The organism is Edaphovirga cremea (assembly GCF_003332275.1).
GTDB lineage: Bacteria > Pseudomonadota > Gammaproteobacteria > Enterobacterales > Enterobacteriaceae > Edaphovirga > Edaphovirga cremea.
On record NZ_QOVA01000006.1, the window covers coordinates 180,019 to 197,560 of the forward strand.

A 17,542-nucleotide genomic window follows, 5' to 3' on the forward strand; every position below is an offset into this window, starting at 1 on the left:
ATTGCCGATCTTCACACTGGAAGAACGAAACAAAACCCAAAGCAATCAATCAACAAAACTATATTTTGACGTTCACAGACATTGAGATACAAAGTTCATTTTGACGTTGACCTTCCCCGAGCATCATAAATTGCTGAGGGCGGAATGGAGGCAGGGATGAGCCGCCAGGACGGCGGCGAAAGGCGTCCGGCTACAGGGACCTGTAGCCTAAAGCCGACCCGTCCGCCGGAATGACAACCGAGGGCACCCGCAACGCGGGCAATTCATGCTGCGTAAAGCGCGGGTGCAGGGGACACGCTTTTGTCCCCTGCTTGAACGCCAGACATAATACTTAAAGAACAACAACATAGCTTGCGCGTTCAACCAACAAAGCTATCTTTTGATGTTCACGTACAATGAAATACAAGATTCAAGTAGAAAACAAAACTCACCTCAACCGAAACCTGCTTAGCAAAGCTATCTCTGATGTTGATCCTATTCAGAAAAATAAAAATCTACTTAATAACTAAATCAGCCTGAACAGGCTGCACCTGCATTCGGTGCAAATCCGCCCGCGTAAACGCCTTACCAGCAGGTGAAATCGCCGCCGCGATATGCTCAAGCAAACCTTGGGTCGGTGCGACTTTACCTGTGTTAATCAAGAAAAGTGGCAGAATCAAAGCCGTAGCCAACTGCGGGTATGAAAGACGAGGTATCGCGTTTGGACGTTGCAGCATCAGGAATGTGGTGCTGATCGTATACCCGAGCACCAAGCCAGCGATCACTTCTGAAACGGAATGCGCATGAACGACCAGACGCGAATAACCTACCGCCAGTGCGAGAACGTAACCAGCCAGAACGGCGGTGATACGTAACGGACGGGAAAATCTCCCGGTTAGCACCCACAGTAAAACCGGCCAAATACTGGCAGACAACGCGGAGTGGCCGCTAAAACCGGTAAAATCAAATTCCCGACTCCCTACACCCCAGCCCATGAATGCTAATTTTGACAGGCAAACCAAACCTCCGGCGAAACCAAACAGCAAAATCCATTGCCAGGTGGCACGCCGGGTAGAGGGCGTCCACAGCAATAGCGCGACAATAATCGCCGCGCAAGGTAATAACAGCATGCTGTCGCCAAAATAGGTCAGAAGGTGCCAGTTCATTGGTTCTCACTATCGAAAAAACATCCATACTGCAGGCGCAGTAAAGAGGTAGAAATGCGAGCAATTTCGCAACTATGCATAGCTTACGTTATTTACAGACTTTTGTTATAGAGCAAGAGTCTTAAAAATCGTTTTATTGCTGCTATCGGATAATGGGGCCGAAAATGGATGGGATCAAGTGCGCAAACAAGCGTCGATAGGCCTGATCCACCAAGGTTTTCGCTAGCGTCAGACAGGTTAACTCCCTATAATTGGCGCGATCAATGCACCTGCGCGTGCTCGCCCCTTCAACAACGAATCAGGTCTTCAATTATATGACTGACAAGCCCCACCAGTGCGTCATTATCGGCATCGCTGGCGCATCTGCCTCAGGCAAAAGTCTCATCACCAGTACGCTCTACCGTGAACTCCGTGAACAGGTCGGTGATGAACACATCGGTGTGATCCCAGAAGATAGCTATTACAAAGATCAGGGGCACCTGACCATGGAAGAGCGGCTGAAAATTAACTATGACCACCCCGGTGCCATGGATCACGATCTGTTATTGCAACACTTACAGATGTTGAAAGCAGGTAAGGCAATAGAACTTCCTCTTTACAGCTATGTGGAATATACCCGTAAACAGGAAACCATCCATCTCGAACCAAAAAAAGTGATTATTCTCGAAGGTATTCTGCTGCTGACTGACATTCGTCTGCGTCAGGAGATGAACTTCTCAATCTTCGTGGATACACCGCTGGATATTTGCCTGATGCGCCGAATGAAGCGCGACGTCAATGAGCGTGGTCGCTCGATGGATTCGGTCATGGCGCAATATCAGAAAACCGTGCGTCCGATGTTTTTGCAATTTATCGAACCTTCCAAGCAATATGCTGACATTATTGTACCGCGCGGTGGTAAAAACCGAATCGCCATAGATATTCTGAAAGCAAAAATCAGCCAGTTTTTTGAGTAACCCTGGCCTTATTTAATTAGACCCGATGGAGAAAGAAAGCATGAGACTGTGTGATCGCGATATAGAAGCCTGGTTGGACGAAGGGAAACTGGACATCAGTCCGCGTCCGCCAGTAGAACGTATTAATGGTGCCACGGTCGATGTGCGTCTGGGCAATCAGTTTCGTGTTTTTCGCGGCCATACGGCGGCTTTCATTGATTTAAGCGGCCCGAAAGATGAAGTCAGCGAGGCGCTGGATCGCGTGATGAGTGATGAAATCGTCCTGCCGGAAGGCGAGGCGTTTTTCCTCCACCCAGGGGAACTGGCGCTGGCGGTGACACTGGAGTCGGTAACACTGCCGGATAATCTGGTCGGCTGGCTGGATGGGCGCTCTTCACTGGCGCGTCTCGGGTTGATGGTGCACGTGACTGCACACCGTATAGATCCCGGTTGGCAAGGCCGAATTGTACTTGAGTTCTATAATTCAGGTAAGCTGCCCTTAGCATTGCGCCCAGGGATGCTAATTGGAGCGTTGAGCTTTGAGCCATTATCCGGACCCGCAGCGCGCCCGTATAACCGCCGGCAGGATGCAAAATACCGAGACCAACAGGGCGCGGTCGCCAGTCGTATTGATAAGGATTGATTCAGTACTTTGGCGAACCGCTGGCGACGTTGATTTGAGGAAGGCATGAGAAGAATACTGACTACGCTGGTTATACTCTTGATCGTACTGGTTGCAGGCATGACGGCGCTGGTACTGCTGGTTAACCCCAATGACTTCCGTGACTATATGGTCAGAAAGGTTGAACAGAAGAGTGGGTATCACCTTGATCTTCAAGGCGATCTGCGTTGGCATGCCTGGCCTCAACTCAGTATTATCACGGGACGGATGTCGCTGACCGCACCGGGAGCGGAAACGTCAGTGGTCACGGCTGAGAATATGCGCCTCGATGTGAAGCTCTGGCCGTTGTTATCCCATCAACTGGCTGTGAAGCAAGTCATGCTCAAAGGTGCCGTAATCAGTCTTACACCTGATAGCGACGCACAGCAGCAGCCTAGTGCGCCAGTCGCACCGCAAAGCCAGCCTGGAAGCAGTGCTCAAGACAAATGGAAATTCGATATAGATGAACTGAAGATTGTTGACAGTTTATTGGTGTGGCAGCGTGCGGATAACGATCAAATTAATGTACGTGAGATCAATCTGTCCATGACGCAAAGCGCCCATCGTCAGGCAAAAGTATCGCTTTCCAGTCGCATAAACCGCAATCAGCGCGATCTGGCATTTTCCCTCAATGCTGAAGTCGCTCTCGACAAATATCCGCAAAATATTGCGGCAAATGTCACCAGTTTTACTTATCAACTGACCGGCGCAGATATTCTTCCTGCGGGAATCAAGGGGCAGGGAACGCTGCAAGCCAACTATCAGGCGCAACCCGCAACACTCACACTTTCTGCATTAACGCTGGCTGCCAATGACAGCCAACTTAGCGGCTCAATGTCAGCTTCTATGGGGGAAGCTCCTGATTATAATGTGAATTTACAAGCGTCGACGCTGAATTTGGATGCGCTTTCCGGCTGGCGGCCAGCGAGTGAGAACGAGGGCATGCAGCGCGGTCAGTCAACCAGTGCTGCACCTATTATTGCCCGTGAGATGGATGCGAATCTCGATAGTATAAAAATATTGAATGGTTTTACGGCTAAATTGGCGCTGAGTGCAGCAAATCTGACTTACCGTGGGTTGACTATCCAGCAACTCGATCTGCACGCCAATAACCACTTGGGTAAAGTGCAGATTGAGACGCTGAAAGGGAAATTGCATCAAGGCGATTTCTCAATTCCCGGCACGCTTGATACTACAACGCGAATCCCCACCGCGACGCTTCAGCCGGTGCTGAATAATGTAGAATTGGGGCAACTGTTACAGGCATATCATTTGCCACAGGTCCTGACCGGTAATTTCTCTATGACCGGTGAATTGTCAGGGGAAGGACTCAGTTCTGCTGACTTTACTCAGCATTGGCGCGGCCAGGCGCAAATGACGATGGAAAATGCACGCTTGCATGGTCTGAATTTACAACAAATGATTCAGCAGGCTGTCGCACGTAGCAATGGCAGTGTACGAGGGCAGGATAGTTACGAACGTTTTACCGAGGTGAAAAATCTCCAGGCTGGCGGTCAACTACAGAATGGTAAGTTGAAGCTTGACGATTTACGGGCAGACTCTGAATTGCTGGCGCTTACAGGCAATGGGGTGGTTAATCTGCCCGCTGAAACCTGCGACATGAACCTCAACGTGCGGGTTGTCGGAGGCTGGCGTGGCAATGGCAGCCTGATTAAAACGTTGCAGCAAACGGATGTTCCTTTGCGGGTCTATGGCCCATGGAAGCAACTCAATTATCAGTTGGAAGTTGAGCAACTTCTGCGCAAACAACTGCAGGATGAAGCCAAACGGGCGCTGGGCAAATGGGCAGATCGTAACAAAGAGACTCAGGACGGGAAGAATTTGAAGAAACTGCTCGATAAACTTTAAGTTTGCCTTTCCTTGCAAAAAAGGGATTCCAACGGGGAGTCCCTTTTTTGCGTCTGCCGTATTCACCTTGCAATCCTCAGGGTTTTATTCTACCAGTAAATGATTTATTCAGCGTGTAACACTGGTATTCTTTTTTTTGCCACTTTATTCGCCAAATGTGTATTTATGATCACATTTGGTAATTTCTTCAGAAAATCCTTGTTAATACTTGATGAAAGTCAGTAACTGACTCTTCCAGTTTCGGCAAAGTGCCTGCCTGAATTTTAAAAAGCTGCAACTCACGTTCTCCAAGTGACGAGCAGTAAACCAAATTAACCCAATCGCACAGAGTGAGAAACGGTAATGCTGGAACTAATTATTGGCCTGGTAGTTGCTATAGGTGTTGGGCGCTACATTATCAAAGGGTATTCCGCCACCGGGGTTTTGATGGTTGGCGGTATACTACTGCTGATTATCAGCGCGTTGATGGGTAAATCGGTTCTGCCATCGAGTGCAGCGGCCACGGGGTGGCGCGTAACGGATATTGCAGAATACGTCAAGATCCTGCTGATGAGCCGCGGTGGCGATCTCGGCATGATGATTATGATGCTGTGTGGTTTCGCCGCTTATATGACCTATATCGGTGCCAACGATATGGTCGTCAAGTTGGCTTCACGCCCGCTTAGAATGATCAATTCACCTTACATCCTGATGATTGCCGCATACTTTGTTGCCTGCCTGATGTCATTGGCCGTCTCCTCTGCCACCGGTTTGGGTGTGCTGTTGATGGCGACGTTGTTCCCATTGATGGTGAATGTGGGGATTAGTCGCGGGGCCGCGGCGGCGATTTGCGCCTCGCCAGCAGCTATCATACTTTCTCCGACATCGGGAGACGTGGTTCTGGCCGCCAAGGCTGCTGAAATGCCGCTGGTTGATTTCGCCTTCAAAACCACGCTGCCCATTTCCATTGCAGCCATTCTTTGCATGGCTGTTGCCCATTTCTTCTGGCAACGTTATCTGGACAGAAAGAGCGGCGAAAAGCATGAAATGCTGGATGTGGCTGATATCACCACCACCGCACCGCGTTTCTATGCGATTTTGCCTTTTACCCCGATACTGGGGGTACTGATTTTTGATAGCAAATGGGGCCCGGAACTGCACATTATTACCGTGCTGGTGATCTGCATGACTCTAACGGCGGTCATTGAGTTTATTCGTTACTTTGATGCCAAGAAAGTCTTCGCCGGCCTTGAAGTTGCCTATCGCGGTATGGCCGATGCTTTCACCACCGTGGTGATGTTGCTGGTTGCCGCTGGGGTATTTGCACAAGGATTAAGTACAGTTGGATTTATTAGTGGGCTGATTGGTACCGCGCAGTCGTTCGGCAGTGGTGCGATGGTAATGATGTTGGTTCTGGTATTAATTACCATGCTGGCAGCAATGACGACAGGCTCGGGTAATGCGCCATTCTATGCCTTCGTTGAGCTTATTCCCAAACTGGCGGCGCAGATGAACGTCAATCCAGGTTATCTGGTGATTCCAATGCTGCAAGCCTCTAACCTTGGACGTACATTATCCCCGGTATCCGGAGTGGTGGTTGCTGTCGCGGGAATGGCGAAAATTTCACCTTTTGAGGTGGTTAAGCGTACTTCCGTACCCGTGTTGGTGGGGTTGGTGGTGGTCATTGTCGCAACGGAACTGTTGGTTCCAGCACACTGACGACTTGCAGGGTAGAAGAGCGAATTAAAACTTCTGCCCTGATTACAGCCTCATTCATCGACATGTTATGCATAATAAAGTGAAATCGCGGTGAAACGCCGCAATTTCACTCGTCAACGAAACGCCTTCCTTCTACTATCCCTCTGCTTACTCAACATTAAACTGACTCATCAGAAACGGGATTGCTGAAATTCCGGGGGATACTTATGCTCAAAATCCAAAAAAATACCCAGTGGATTAATTCACTTAAAGGAATGTGTATTCTACTGGTGGTGTTGAACCATATTGTATCAACCAGCTATCTCCCTTCGCTCAGCGTCATTGATCAGCATACGGTCATAACCAAACTGTGGGTCGCAATAAATGTCTATCTGGCTCCGTTGCGTATGCCCGCGTTTTTCTTTATCTCGGGATTGCTGGCCACCAGTGCTGTCATGAATCGCACCTGGCAAGAAGTGAGCACCAAAAGAGCGTTCAATTTACTCTATCTCTATTTGCTTTGGTGTCTGGTCCAATGGATAAGCATCACGTTTATCAATCGTGAACTCTCTTTTGATGACTGGACATTAATGGCACGCAATGCGGCCTATTCGGCTTCTGCTGAGCAGTTTGCGCTGTACGTAGCAACGGCTATGGCTAGCCCTTGGTATTTGTATGCTTTGGTTATATACTTTGTCGCCTGCAAATTATTTAAAAATAACATCCTGTTGTTGATTTCGCTCTGTGTGGTGGTTAACTACATCGCCGCAGCTGGCCTGGTGCCTTGGTGGGGGCCAGAGAGCGTCTTCCAAAATGCGATCTTTTTCACTGTGGGATGTTACTTCGGAGCACCCATTCTTTCCTGGATGGCACATCGTAAAAACGTAATGATCCTGTTGCTATGCCTGGCACCTCTGGCATTGATTCATTCCCTGTTTGGTATCAATAAAAGTATTTTTCACAGTGCGATAGCAATCTGTGTTGGCATCGTTATTTGCCAGCAAATAAATCAGTACTTTTCTATGCGCACCTTGAATTGGATAGGAAAAAATACCCTACAGATTTATGTTCTGCACAAACTGCTAACCGAATTACTTGCCGTCCCTATGCTCGGTGCGCTTGTACAGCATAGAGCCTTTGACAATGCGCATTTCGCGCAGTTATGGCTGATTTTCTATCCTCTGGTAGGGTTGATATTTTGTACAGCGGGTGCGTTAACGATTTGGTGGGCTCTGAATCGTGGGGTCGGGCGTGTGCTGTTCCAATATCCGACGCTGATTCTTCCCAGGAAAGTACTGAATTGATTTATGCATTGGGGAGCCACGGTAGACGATAACGTGGCCCCCCATTCATCTGTCAGACCTCGTAATCCTCTTTCGAAGTCGCAGTAGGTGTAATCTTCACTTTAATAATGCGATGACTGTTCACTTCGATCGCTTCAAATAGATAATCCCCGATTTGCAGTTTCGCTCCCTCTTGGGGAACTGCCTGGGAATACTCCATCAATAAACCCGCGATAGTATGGTATTCCCGCTTCTCATCAATTTGGATGGGAACATACAGCACCAAGTCCTCAAGTGGCATATAACCATTAACGATCCAGCTACCATCCTCCAACTGTTGAATATCATGGCGGGCATCAATCTCTTCGCCCGCTTCTGGCAAATTACCCGCGATGGTTTCCATCACGTCAGTCAACGTCACTACGCCTTCCACGGAGCCAAATTCATCAACCACAAAGGCAAAGTGGGTCCGCGCCTGGCGAAATTGTTCCAGGGCCATCAACAGCGAGAGCTGCTCTGGGAAAATCAAGGGTTGGCGAATCAACGCCCTGAGATCCATCTCATTTTGTAAAAGCTGCTGTTTGAGCAGATCGATCACATGTACGACTCCAAGGGGGGCGTCTGTTGAACCATCTTCTGTGACCACGATACGCGTATGCTGATTTTTGGTCAGTTGCTGGGTAAGTACATCTGGTGGATCGTTGAGTTCCAGATTCTCGACATCATGACGAGAGGTCATGATGCTGCTGACGGTGCGTTGTGCCAACCCGAGCACGCGTTCAATCATCCGGCGCTCCTGCTGGTTGAAGACCTCCTGACCGCCCATGCTGTCAGCCACCATTCCCGCAGAATGGGTGTCCAGTTCGGCTTCTTCATGCTTGCCACTGAGCATGCGCAAGACTGTCTCGGCAGTACGCTCACGCAACGAACGAGCAGAAGAGAGAAAACGCCGTCGATTGAATTGGGAGAGTTGGTTAAGTGCTTCAATCAAAACGGAGAAACCGATAGCGGCGTACAGATATCCTTTGGGGATATGGTAACCAAAGCCATCAGCCACCAGACTGAAGCCGATCATCAGCAAGAAACTGAGACACAATATTACGATGGTAGGGTGGGCGTTAACGAAGTGCGTCAGCGGCTTACTCGCCAATAACATAAGCCCGATTGCGATACATACCGCGATCATCATCACCGCGAGATGCTCAACCATACCCACGGCGGTAATGACGGAATCCAGCGAGAAAACGGCATCCAGCACAACAATTTGCGCCACTACTGGCCAGAATCGTGCACCTTTGCGTTGTCCATGGTGTTCGCTGTCTTTCCCCTCTAATTGTTCATTAAGTTCAACGGTAGCTTTGAACAGCAGAAATACACCACCGACGAGCATGATCAAATCACGCCCACTGAACGGGTGATCCATAACGCTTATAAAGGGGGTGGTGAGGGTAGAGAGCCATGAGATTGAAGCCAGCAGCATCAACCGCATAACCAAAGCCAATAACAGGCCGGTGACACGCGCTTTGTCGCGCTGCGCTTTGGGTAATTTCTCTGCCAGGATAGCAATGAAAATCAGGTTGTCGATGCCCAGAACAATCTCCAGCACCACGAGTGTTGCCAACCCGGCCCAGATTGTTGGATCTGCGATCCATTCCATATGCTCAGTATTACCTTTCATCAAAGCGGGTTATACCGCAGAGAGAATAATGGTCGCTGAAAGCTCGGAATTCAACTTTAAATCAGAGTAATAGCTCAAGGATCGCGCATTTAAACGGGAAACAGGCAAAAACTGAGCCTGTTTGGAGCACTAAATACAAATATGAAGTAAAGTAGACCCACACTTTGGTAGTGCTACCACTCCATTTCGCCGTTTCCAGTCATTGGCGAGGGTGAACATTTGCGTATTTATCATTAGATAACGTTATAACTACCCTTTTGGATAGTTTGCAGGGAAACAGTTAGACTGCGAGAAGAGTGGTGAGAACCGAATAGACTAAATTTTAAGAATAGCCTTAGGAATATCCTTAAAAATCACTCGGATAGAAATAAAAAAAATGAAGGGAATCACAAAAACACAGTAATAAGGGTAGTCTTATTCCTAAAACGAGGGTGAATAGATGCTCGGGACTTGTAACGCCAAGCCAATAGTATAACAATCTTAGACATATTTTATATAACGAGTTCTGTTGCTAGCTGAATCAGTAGCTAGGAGTGAGAGGATTTGTGACTGACCTATCATTTGTCGGCACAAAGCGGAGAAGGAGCTGCAACATGGATGTGGCAATAGTCGATCTGCCTTAAAGGAAACTGTTCCACAGTGCATTGGTAGCTATAAGCCAAGGGCGGTAGCGTGTAAAATTGTACCCTTTTCAGAATCCCCGTCATTTTTTGTGCCTTTTTGCTATGCAGGACTAAAATTACAACTCCTGCGCAGGTCAGGGTGCGCGGTTGCTCCTATCTGCTGAAACAAACTATATTTGTTCCTGGATGAAAATTATGCAAAAGAGATTAAAAGCTGTTATTCCCGTGGCAGGTCTTGGTACGCGTATGTTACCTGCTACGAAAGCCATTCCTAAAGAAATGCTGCCCGTCGTCGATAAACCGCTGATTCAGTACATTGTGAATGAATGTGTTGCCGCTGGCGTGAAGGATATCGTTCTGGTTTCCCACTCTTCCAAAAATGCGATAGAAAACCACTTTGATACCTCTTTTGAATTGGAAGCAGTTCTTGAGTCTCGGGTAAAACGCCAATTACTGGCTGAAGTCCAGTCAATCTGTCCGTCGGACGTTACTGTTATGCAGGTACGGCAGGGACAGGCAAAAGGACTTGGGCATGCTGTGTTGTGTGCAAAACCTATGGTGGGTAATGAGCCCTTCATCGTGATGCTGCCAGATGTTTTACTTGACGACTCGACGTCTGATTTGACCACTGAGAATCTGGCGAAAATGATTAGCCGTTTTGAAGAAACGGGATTTAGTCAGGTTATGGTTGAGCCAGTGCCGGAGCAAGACGTTTCTAAATATGGTGTCGCTGATTGTGACGGCGTCGCACTACATGCAGGTGAAAGCGCACCTATGTCGGCTATCGTTGAAAAGCCCAAGCAGGAAGATGCACCCTCTAATCTGGCCGTAGTAGGTCGTTATGTATTCTCTGCAGATATCTGGGATTTACTCGAAAAAACACCCCCAGGTGCAGGCGATGAGATTCAGCTTACCGATGCAATTGCGCTACTGATGGCGACTCAAACCGTTGAAGCCTTCCATATGAGTGGTAAGTCCCACGATTGCGGCGATAAATTGGGGTATATGAAGGCCTTTGTGCAATATGGTGTGCGTCACTCTTCCGAAGGGAATGAGTTCAAACAGTGGCTGAAAGAAGCACTGAATTGAGAGCACAAAAATTTAGCATATATCCATGATATCCCTAATATAAGTGAACAGGTGAATACAATGACGAATTTGAAGGCAGTTATTCCCGTCGCAGGTTTAGGCATGCGCATGCTGCCAGCGACAAAAGCCATTCCTAAAGAAATGCTGCCAATTGTCGATAAGCCACTTATTCAGCACATTGTTAATGAGTGTGTAGCTGCAGGTATTAAAGAAATTATTCTCGTCACGCATTCATCCAAAAATGCGATAGAAAACCATTTTGATACTTCTTTTGAACTGGAAGCCATGCTTGAAGCACGCGTTAAGCGCCAACTGCTGGCAGATGTGCAATCCATTTGCCCGAAAGGGGTGACATTAATGCACGTGCGTCAAGGGCATCCAAAAGGCCTTGGACATGCCGTGCTTTGTGCCAAACCGTTGGTGGGCGATGCACCTTTCGTCGTGGCTCTACCTGACATCCTGATTGACGACGTGAAGGCCGATCCTACACGTGACAATTTGGCGCATATGATTGGCCGTTTCAATGAAACAGGGCTAAGCCAGGTTCTCGTTCAAGCTGTTGATGAAAGCGTACTTTATGATTATTCGGTAGTGGAGTGCGAGCAAGACTCATTAACACCGGGTTCCAGCTCAGTGATGACTTCCATCATTGAAAAGCCAAGCCGCGAAGTGCAATTGAAATCCAATTACTCCGCTGTCGGTCGTTATGTTCTTACTCCGGATATCTGGCCAATTTTGGAAAAAACCAAACCGGGGGCTTGGGGGCGCATTCAGCTAACTGATGCCATTGGCAACCTGGTGAAAGAGCAAACGGTTGAAGCGATGGAACTGGTGGGAGAATCGTTTAACTGTGGTGAAAAGCAAGGTTACATGCGTGCCTTTGTGACTTATGGCCTTCGTCACCCTAGCTATGGGAAAGATTTTCGTACCTGGGCGGAGTCACTCGCTCTATAGCGTGATATCCAAAATTGAACTCGCTATAATACATCGCGGCACTGACAAGGATGTCAGATGTTCAGCTATAAGGAAGCATTTTGAATTGAATACCAATCGTTAGCGCGTCAACCAACTCAATAATAAGCAATGTAAACACCGCAAACGACCATGTTTCTGTGCCAATTCTTCGTAAAAACCACTATGTGTTGTAACCCGTCAGCGGCGACTTCTTTCAACCAGTGCTCGCACCTGGATGGAAACTATGTGCTCAGTATGTCCTCACCCTAGTCTCTTGTTGTGCAATATGTGTTCAATGGTCAGGTTTTTTGGTGTCTGAAAATGGTATATCAGTTAATATTTCTCACTTAAATTTGACATCAAAATGAAATGTATCCAATGCAGCAGATGAAATCTGTGTACAAGACATAAAATTTGCTTGTAGAACGGATAATTGATGTGCTGGCTGAATGATTATGTGTAGTCTTAGCTTATTGAAAAATGATTTTGGTGGGGCTATTGAAGGATGTTCACTCACATGTGCATATAGCTTCGCAATACCTTTACTTAGAAAGTGATGATAACTCGATGGCAAAACGACAATTGAAAATGATACCCCTTTTGGTATCTCTTAGTGTGCTCAGTGGCTGTACGGTTGTTCCTGGTACCCATCTTTCGACCAGTGGCAAGGATGTCATCAAACAAGATGAGAACTTCGATCTTGATAAGTTGGTGAATGTCTACCCGATGACACCGGGGTTGGTCGATAGGATGCGACCAGCAAGAGTCACCGCTCAGCAGAATACCCAGTTAAATGCTTTATTGGAAAAATACGAGTATCGCATTGGTGTGGGTGATGTTCTGAACGTTACTGTTTGGGATCATCCAGAACTGACCACCCCTGCAGGTCAATACCGTAGTGCCAGCGACACAGGTAACTGGGTCCAGGCAGATGGAAGTATCTTCTATCCATACATTGGGAAAGTGAATGTTCTCGGAAAAACGGTAACGGAAGTCAGATCTGAGATCGCTAGGCGCCTTGCACAATACATCGAAAGCCCACAGGTAGATGTAAATATTGCTGCGTTCAGATCGCAAAAAGCGTATGTAACTGGCGAAGTTACGAGATCGGGGCAACAACCTATCACCAACGTTCCCCTCACTATAATGGACGCAATCAACGCTGCTGGCGGATTAACTGAAAATGCCGACTGGCGGAATCTTATTTTGACCCATAATGGCAAAGAGCAAAGTATCTCTTTGCAGCGATTGATGCAAAATGGTGATCTGACGCAGAACCGACTGCTGTTTCCAGGTGACATTCTGTTTGTTCCACGCAATGACGATCTGAAAATTTTCGTTATGGGCGAAGTGGAAAAGCAAGTCACGTTAAAAATGGATCGCAGTGGTATGACGTTAACGGAAGCGTTGGGGAATGCCGAAGGTATTGCTCAGGGAACGTCTGATGCCACGGGTATTTTTGTTATAAGGCCATTGCATGGTACTCAGGGTTCCAAACTCGCCGATATTTATCAGCTAGATGCGTCAGATGCAACAGCTCTGGTAATGGGTACGGAATTCCAATTGCAACCTTACGATATTGTCTATGTGACAACCGCCCCTATCGCACGTTGGAATCGAGTTATAAGCCAACTAGTACCAACCATTTCAGGGTTTAATAATCTAACCGAAGGTGCGTTACGTATTCGTAACTGGCCATAGTCACTGGGAAGAGAACATGTTTAATTCCATCTTGGTGGTATGTGTAGGGAATATCTGTCGCTCTCCAACAGGAGAGCGATTACTGAAAAAGATGCTCCCTGGAAAAAAGATAGAATCAGCTGGTATTAGCGCACTGGTGGGGAAACCTGCTGATACATCGGCATCAGAAGTTGCAAATAAGCACGGTCTCTCTCTCGATGGCCATCATGGGCAACAGTTGACTGCTTCACTATGCCGAGAATATGAACTTATTTTGGTGATGGAGAAGACACATATTGATGCGGTTTGTCGTTTGGCACCGGAGGTCAGAGGCAAGACAATGCTTTTTGGTCATTGGCTTGATAAGCGTGAAATCGCAGACCCATATCGACAAAGCCACGAAGCATTCGAGTTTATTTACCGACTTCTCGATGAATCAGCCCAAAAGTGGGTTAATACATTAGATAAATAATTGGCCAGAGAAATTGCATGATAGATAAAAACTCAACAAAAAATCCCGAAATCCGTCGAGATGAAGAAATAGATTTTAGACGAATTTTAGGTTCAATCATTGATAATAAATGGCTTATTGTTGCTATAACGACTATCTGTATCATGATAGGCATTATATATGTGATGATAGCAACTCCTATATACAAGTCTGATGCGTTGATTCAGGTTGAAAAAAATACTGGAAGCAGTCTTCTCAGTGATCTATCGAATGTGCTTTCCACTAACCAGGCTCAATCAACAACTGAGATCGAGTTAATCCAGTCTAGGATGGTTATTGGGAAAACAATCAATGACCTAGACTTGGATATGATTGTAGAACCTAAGACCTTTCCTATATTTGGGGCTGGTTTGAATCGGTTATTCGGTGATACAACTAAAAACATTGCAGTATCTCGTTTAGAGGTACCAAGCTATTGGCTTGATAAACCTATCACTCTGGAGGTTTTGACGAAAGATTCATACAGAATCGAGGCTGGTGATACGGTTTCATTTGAAGGTAAGACCGGAGTATTAGAAAAAAACAGTGATATCTCTTTACTGGTAAGTGAGATAGATGCCCCTATTGGTACAGTTTTTAATATAACTAAGAAAAGTGAACTTGTTGCAATTAATAATTTGCTTGAAAGATTTACTGTTTCCGATAAAGGAAAGGATACTGGTGTTCTACAATTGACATTAGAAGGTTCATCGCCGGTTCTAATCAAGAAAACGTTGGATTCAATCTCTCAAAATTATTTGCAGCAAAACGTTGAGCGTAAATCTGAGGAAGCTGGAAAAAGCTTAGAGTTTCTAAAAGAGCAATTGCCTTTGATAAGAGCGAATTTAGATGAGTCAGAGAATAAGCTTAATAAATATAGGCAACAAAACGATTCTGTCGATCTCTCTCTTGAAGCTAAATCTGTTCTTGATTCAATGGTCTCAATCGAAACGCAGCTTAACGAATTGACGTTTAGAGAAGCTGAGATTTCAAAGTTATACACTAAAGAGCATCCAGCATATCGGGCTTTATTAGAAAAAAGAACCGTGCTTGAACAAGAAAAAGAAAAGACGAATAAGCGTGTAAGTGGAATGCCGAAGACGCAGCAAGAAATTTTGCGTCTGACAAGAGATGTACAAGCTGGTCAAGAAGTTTATATGCAATTGCTTAATAAGCAACAGGAGTTAAGCATAAACAAGGCCAGTACAATAGGTAATGTACGAATCGTAGATCCTGCGGAAACTGAATATCAACCAGTTAAACCGAAAAAGTTTCTTGTCGTTCTCTTATTGGCTTTGCTAGGTAGCGTTGGGTCAGTTCTTTATATAATTATTAAAGATCTGCTGCATCAAGGGATAGAAAGTCCAGAGCAGTTGGAGGAAGCTGGAATCAGTGTTTATGCCAGTGTTCCATTATCTGAATGGCAGCGGAAAAAAGATACAGAGTTTCAGTTAAAAAGGAAGAGACAGAATGCTCGTTCGAATCAGCTTCTCGCTATTGATAACAGCGCTGACTTGGCAATTGAAGCTATCAGAAGTCTTCGAACAAGCTTGCACTTTGCGATGCTTGAAGCAAAGAATAATATTCTGATGATTTCAGGTGCAACTCCTGCTATCGGTAAAACCTTCGTTAGTGCCAACCTGGCTGCGGTAATAGCGCAGAGTGGCAAAAAAGTCTTACTTGTTGATGTCGACATGCGTAAAGGATATGTGCATGAAATATTGGGGTACAAGGGTGATCGTGGCCTCTCAAATGTACTTTCGAATCAAATCAGTGTCGAAGAAGCAGTAAACAAAACTGAAGTTGCAGGGTTGGATTTCATCTCCCGCGGACAGATTCCGCCAAATCCGTCAGAATTGTTGATGAATGAATACCTTGTAAACTTTATCAAATGGGCACGCGATAATTACGATATCGTGATTTTAGATACGCCACCTATTTTGGCTGTTACAGACGCAGCAATTATAAGTCATCATGTAGGAACATCTTTGCTTGTCGCGCGCTTTGAGGTTAATACATTGAAAGAAATTGAAGTCAGTATTCGCAGATTTGAACAGAATGGTTCAGAAATTAAAGGCGTAATACTCAACGCGGTAACTAAAAAGGCCGCAAGTTATTATGGTTATGGCTATAATTATTATGCATATGAGTATAAGTCAGAAAAGTAACTAATAAATTTAGATAAGGGGTGAGTTTGCCCCTTATCTAGTCATATTTATACACTTACATATTAGACGAAATTCAACGTCGAATTATTTTTTACAAGGCGTGCATAATGAAGAAAAAAATAGCTATTTTCAATCTCAATACCTATCCAGAAATTTCTGGTGGTAGTGAAAGATCTTGCATTGAGCTTGCGAAGGCTTTAAATGATAATGGTGAGAATGCGGCCGTCATTTCGTTAAACGCTTTTACTGATGGGTATAAGAATTTTACTTATGAAGGTGTAACAATAAATAAGTTACCTCTTTTGAATTTATATTGGCCAACCACAAAAAAGAAAAGGAACATATTATTAAAAGCAGTATGGAATATTATCGACATTGCTAATATCCCTATGGCATTAAGTTTGTGCATTTGGCTAAAGAAAAGAAAATATGATATTGTACACACTAATAATATTAAAGGTGCGTCACCATGGGTTTTTCCAATGTTAAAATTATTTGGATTTAGAGTTGTTCATACAACAAGAGATTTTTATTTGTTGGATAGAGGCGCCTGGTATAGGGACCTGAACTCAGAACACAATACATTTAAATTAAAATTGGAAAGACTTAATAAGTTGTGGTGCAGCAGTTTTGTTGATTGCGTTGTCTTTAATAGCGAGTATATGCAAAAGTATCACACGGCTTGTGGATTCTTTAAAAAGACCGAAAAAAAAGTAATATATAATGGATTCAATCCAGATGTGTATTCGAATAAACAAAAAAATAATGCACAAATAAAGGCGTTTGGATATATAGGTAGGCTCTCCCCCGAAAAAGGGCTTGATTTATTATTTGATAACTTCGTTAAGTTCGAACCTAATGCTTATAAGTTAATAATCGCAGGAGCTACAAGGGATGATTTTATCGCAGCATTTCCAGAACGTGAAGATATTCTGAAAGGGCGTGACGATATTGACTTCATTGGCATAGTTAATAACATTACTTTTTACGATAAAGTTGATTGTGTCATCGTCCCTTCCAAGTACAACGAGCCTTTTGGCCGGGTCGCTATGGAAGCGATCTTTATGGGAAAATCAGTAATTGTCTCTGAAAAAGGAGGATTACCAGAACAAATTTTCCCAGGTGTGAATGGTGTGGTATGTGCGAACGAAGATTACTTCACTGCAATGAAAAAAATAACCAAAAATTCAAAATATAATTTCGAAACAAATGCTGGTCAGCCAGATTTAACTCGATTTACGCTTGAGTTTTCTGCAAAAGAATATCTTTCAGCATTTAATAGAGGGTAAA

General features: G+C 45.4%; 13 protein-coding genes. 11 read left to right on the top strand and 2 right to left on the bottom strand.

Translation table 11 applies throughout. From position 1 onward, the window contains the following. Positions 1-494: 494 nt before the first annotated feature. A complete protein-coding gene (locus tag DRI82_RS11000; protein WP_114193541.1) occupies positions 495-1,145 on the bottom strand; it encodes a phosphatase PAP2 family protein in 651 nt (216 codons plus the stop codon). A 314-nt stretch (positions 1,146-1,459) separates the two neighbouring features. Between DRI82_RS11000 and udk the strand changes: the two genes are divergently transcribed. The 5 genes from udk (at position 1,460) to DRI82_RS11025 (ending at position 7,591) form a co-directional block, all read left to right on the top strand. Next, positions 1,460-2,101: a uridine kinase gene (gene udk / locus DRI82_RS11005; RefSeq protein ID WP_114193699.1), complete on the top strand. Its 642-nt coding sequence runs from the start codon at positions 1,460-1,462 to the stop codon at positions 2,099-2,101. A gap of 40 nt (positions 2,102-2,141) precedes the next feature. Then, the gene (gene dcd, locus DRI82_RS11010; RefSeq protein WP_114193542.1) at positions 2,142-2,723 is read left to right on the top strand and encodes a dCTP deaminase; all 582 of its coding nucleotides are present in this window, start codon (positions 2,142-2,144) and stop codon (positions 2,721-2,723) included. A gap of 45 nt (positions 2,724-2,768) precedes the next feature. Next, positions 2,769-4,610 carry an outer membrane assembly protein AsmA gene (gene asmA, locus DRI82_RS11015; protein WP_114193545.1) on the top strand — a complete coding sequence of 614 codons (1,842 nt, stop codon included), beginning with the start codon at positions 2,769-2,771 and terminating at the stop codon, positions 4,608-4,610. 342 nt (positions 4,611-4,952) lie between these two features. After that, positions 4,953-6,308, top strand: coding sequence for an anaerobic C4-dicarboxylate transporter DcuC (dcuC, locus tag DRI82_RS11020; protein WP_114193547.1), 1,356 nt, complete (start codon positions 4,953-4,955; stop codon positions 6,306-6,308). Between the two features lie 206 nt (positions 6,309-6,514). Beyond that, a complete protein-coding gene (locus DRI82_RS11025) occupies positions 6,515-7,591 on the top strand; it encodes an acyltransferase family protein (protein WP_114193549.1) in 1,077 nt (358 codons plus the stop codon). Positions 7,592-7,643: 52 nt separating this feature from the next. On the opposite strand, the gene DRI82_RS11030 is transcribed toward DRI82_RS11025, so the two are convergent. Further along, a complete protein-coding gene (locus DRI82_RS11030; RefSeq protein WP_114193551.1) occupies positions 7,644-9,227 on the bottom strand; it encodes a TerC family protein in 1,584 nt (527 codons plus the stop codon). A gap of 839 nt (positions 9,228-10,066) precedes the next feature. On the opposite strand from DRI82_RS11030, the gene galU reads away from it, so the two are divergent. The 6 genes from galU to DRI82_RS11060 all read left to right on the top strand — a co-directional run bounded on the left by galU (position 10,067) and on the right by DRI82_RS11060 (position 17,541). After that, positions 10,067-10,960: a UTP--glucose-1-phosphate uridylyltransferase GalU gene (galU, locus tag DRI82_RS11035; RefSeq protein ID WP_211317651.1), complete on the top strand. Its 894-nt coding sequence runs from the start codon at positions 10,067-10,069 to the stop codon at positions 10,958-10,960. A gap of 60 nt (positions 10,961-11,020) precedes the next feature. Then, on the top strand, positions 11,021-11,914 hold the full coding sequence (locus DRI82_RS11040; protein WP_114193555.1) for a sugar phosphate nucleotidyltransferase: 894 nt from the start codon (positions 11,021-11,023) through the stop codon (positions 11,912-11,914). A 567-nt stretch (positions 11,915-12,481) separates the two neighbouring features. Continuing rightward, the gene (locus DRI82_RS11045) at positions 12,482-13,615 is read left to right on the top strand and encodes a polysaccharide export protein (protein WP_114193701.1); all 1,134 of its coding nucleotides are present in this window, start codon (positions 12,482-12,484) and stop codon (positions 13,613-13,615) included. A 16-nt stretch (positions 13,616-13,631) separates the two neighbouring features. Next, on the top strand, positions 13,632-14,066 hold the full coding sequence (locus DRI82_RS11050) for an arsenate reductase/protein-tyrosine-phosphatase family protein (RefSeq protein WP_114193557.1): 435 nt from the start codon (positions 13,632-13,634) through the stop codon (positions 14,064-14,066). A gap of 17 nt (positions 14,067-14,083) precedes the next feature. Further along, positions 14,084-16,252: a tyrosine-protein kinase Wzc gene (gene wzc / locus DRI82_RS11055; RefSeq protein WP_114193559.1), complete on the top strand. Its 2,169-nt coding sequence runs from the start codon at positions 14,084-14,086 to the stop codon at positions 16,250-16,252. 107 nt (positions 16,253-16,359) lie between these two features. After that, positions 16,360-17,541: a glycosyltransferase gene (locus DRI82_RS11060; protein ID WP_114193561.1), complete on the top strand. Its 1,182-nt coding sequence runs from the start codon at positions 16,360-16,362 to the stop codon at positions 17,539-17,541. Position 17,542: the final 1 nt, after the last annotated feature.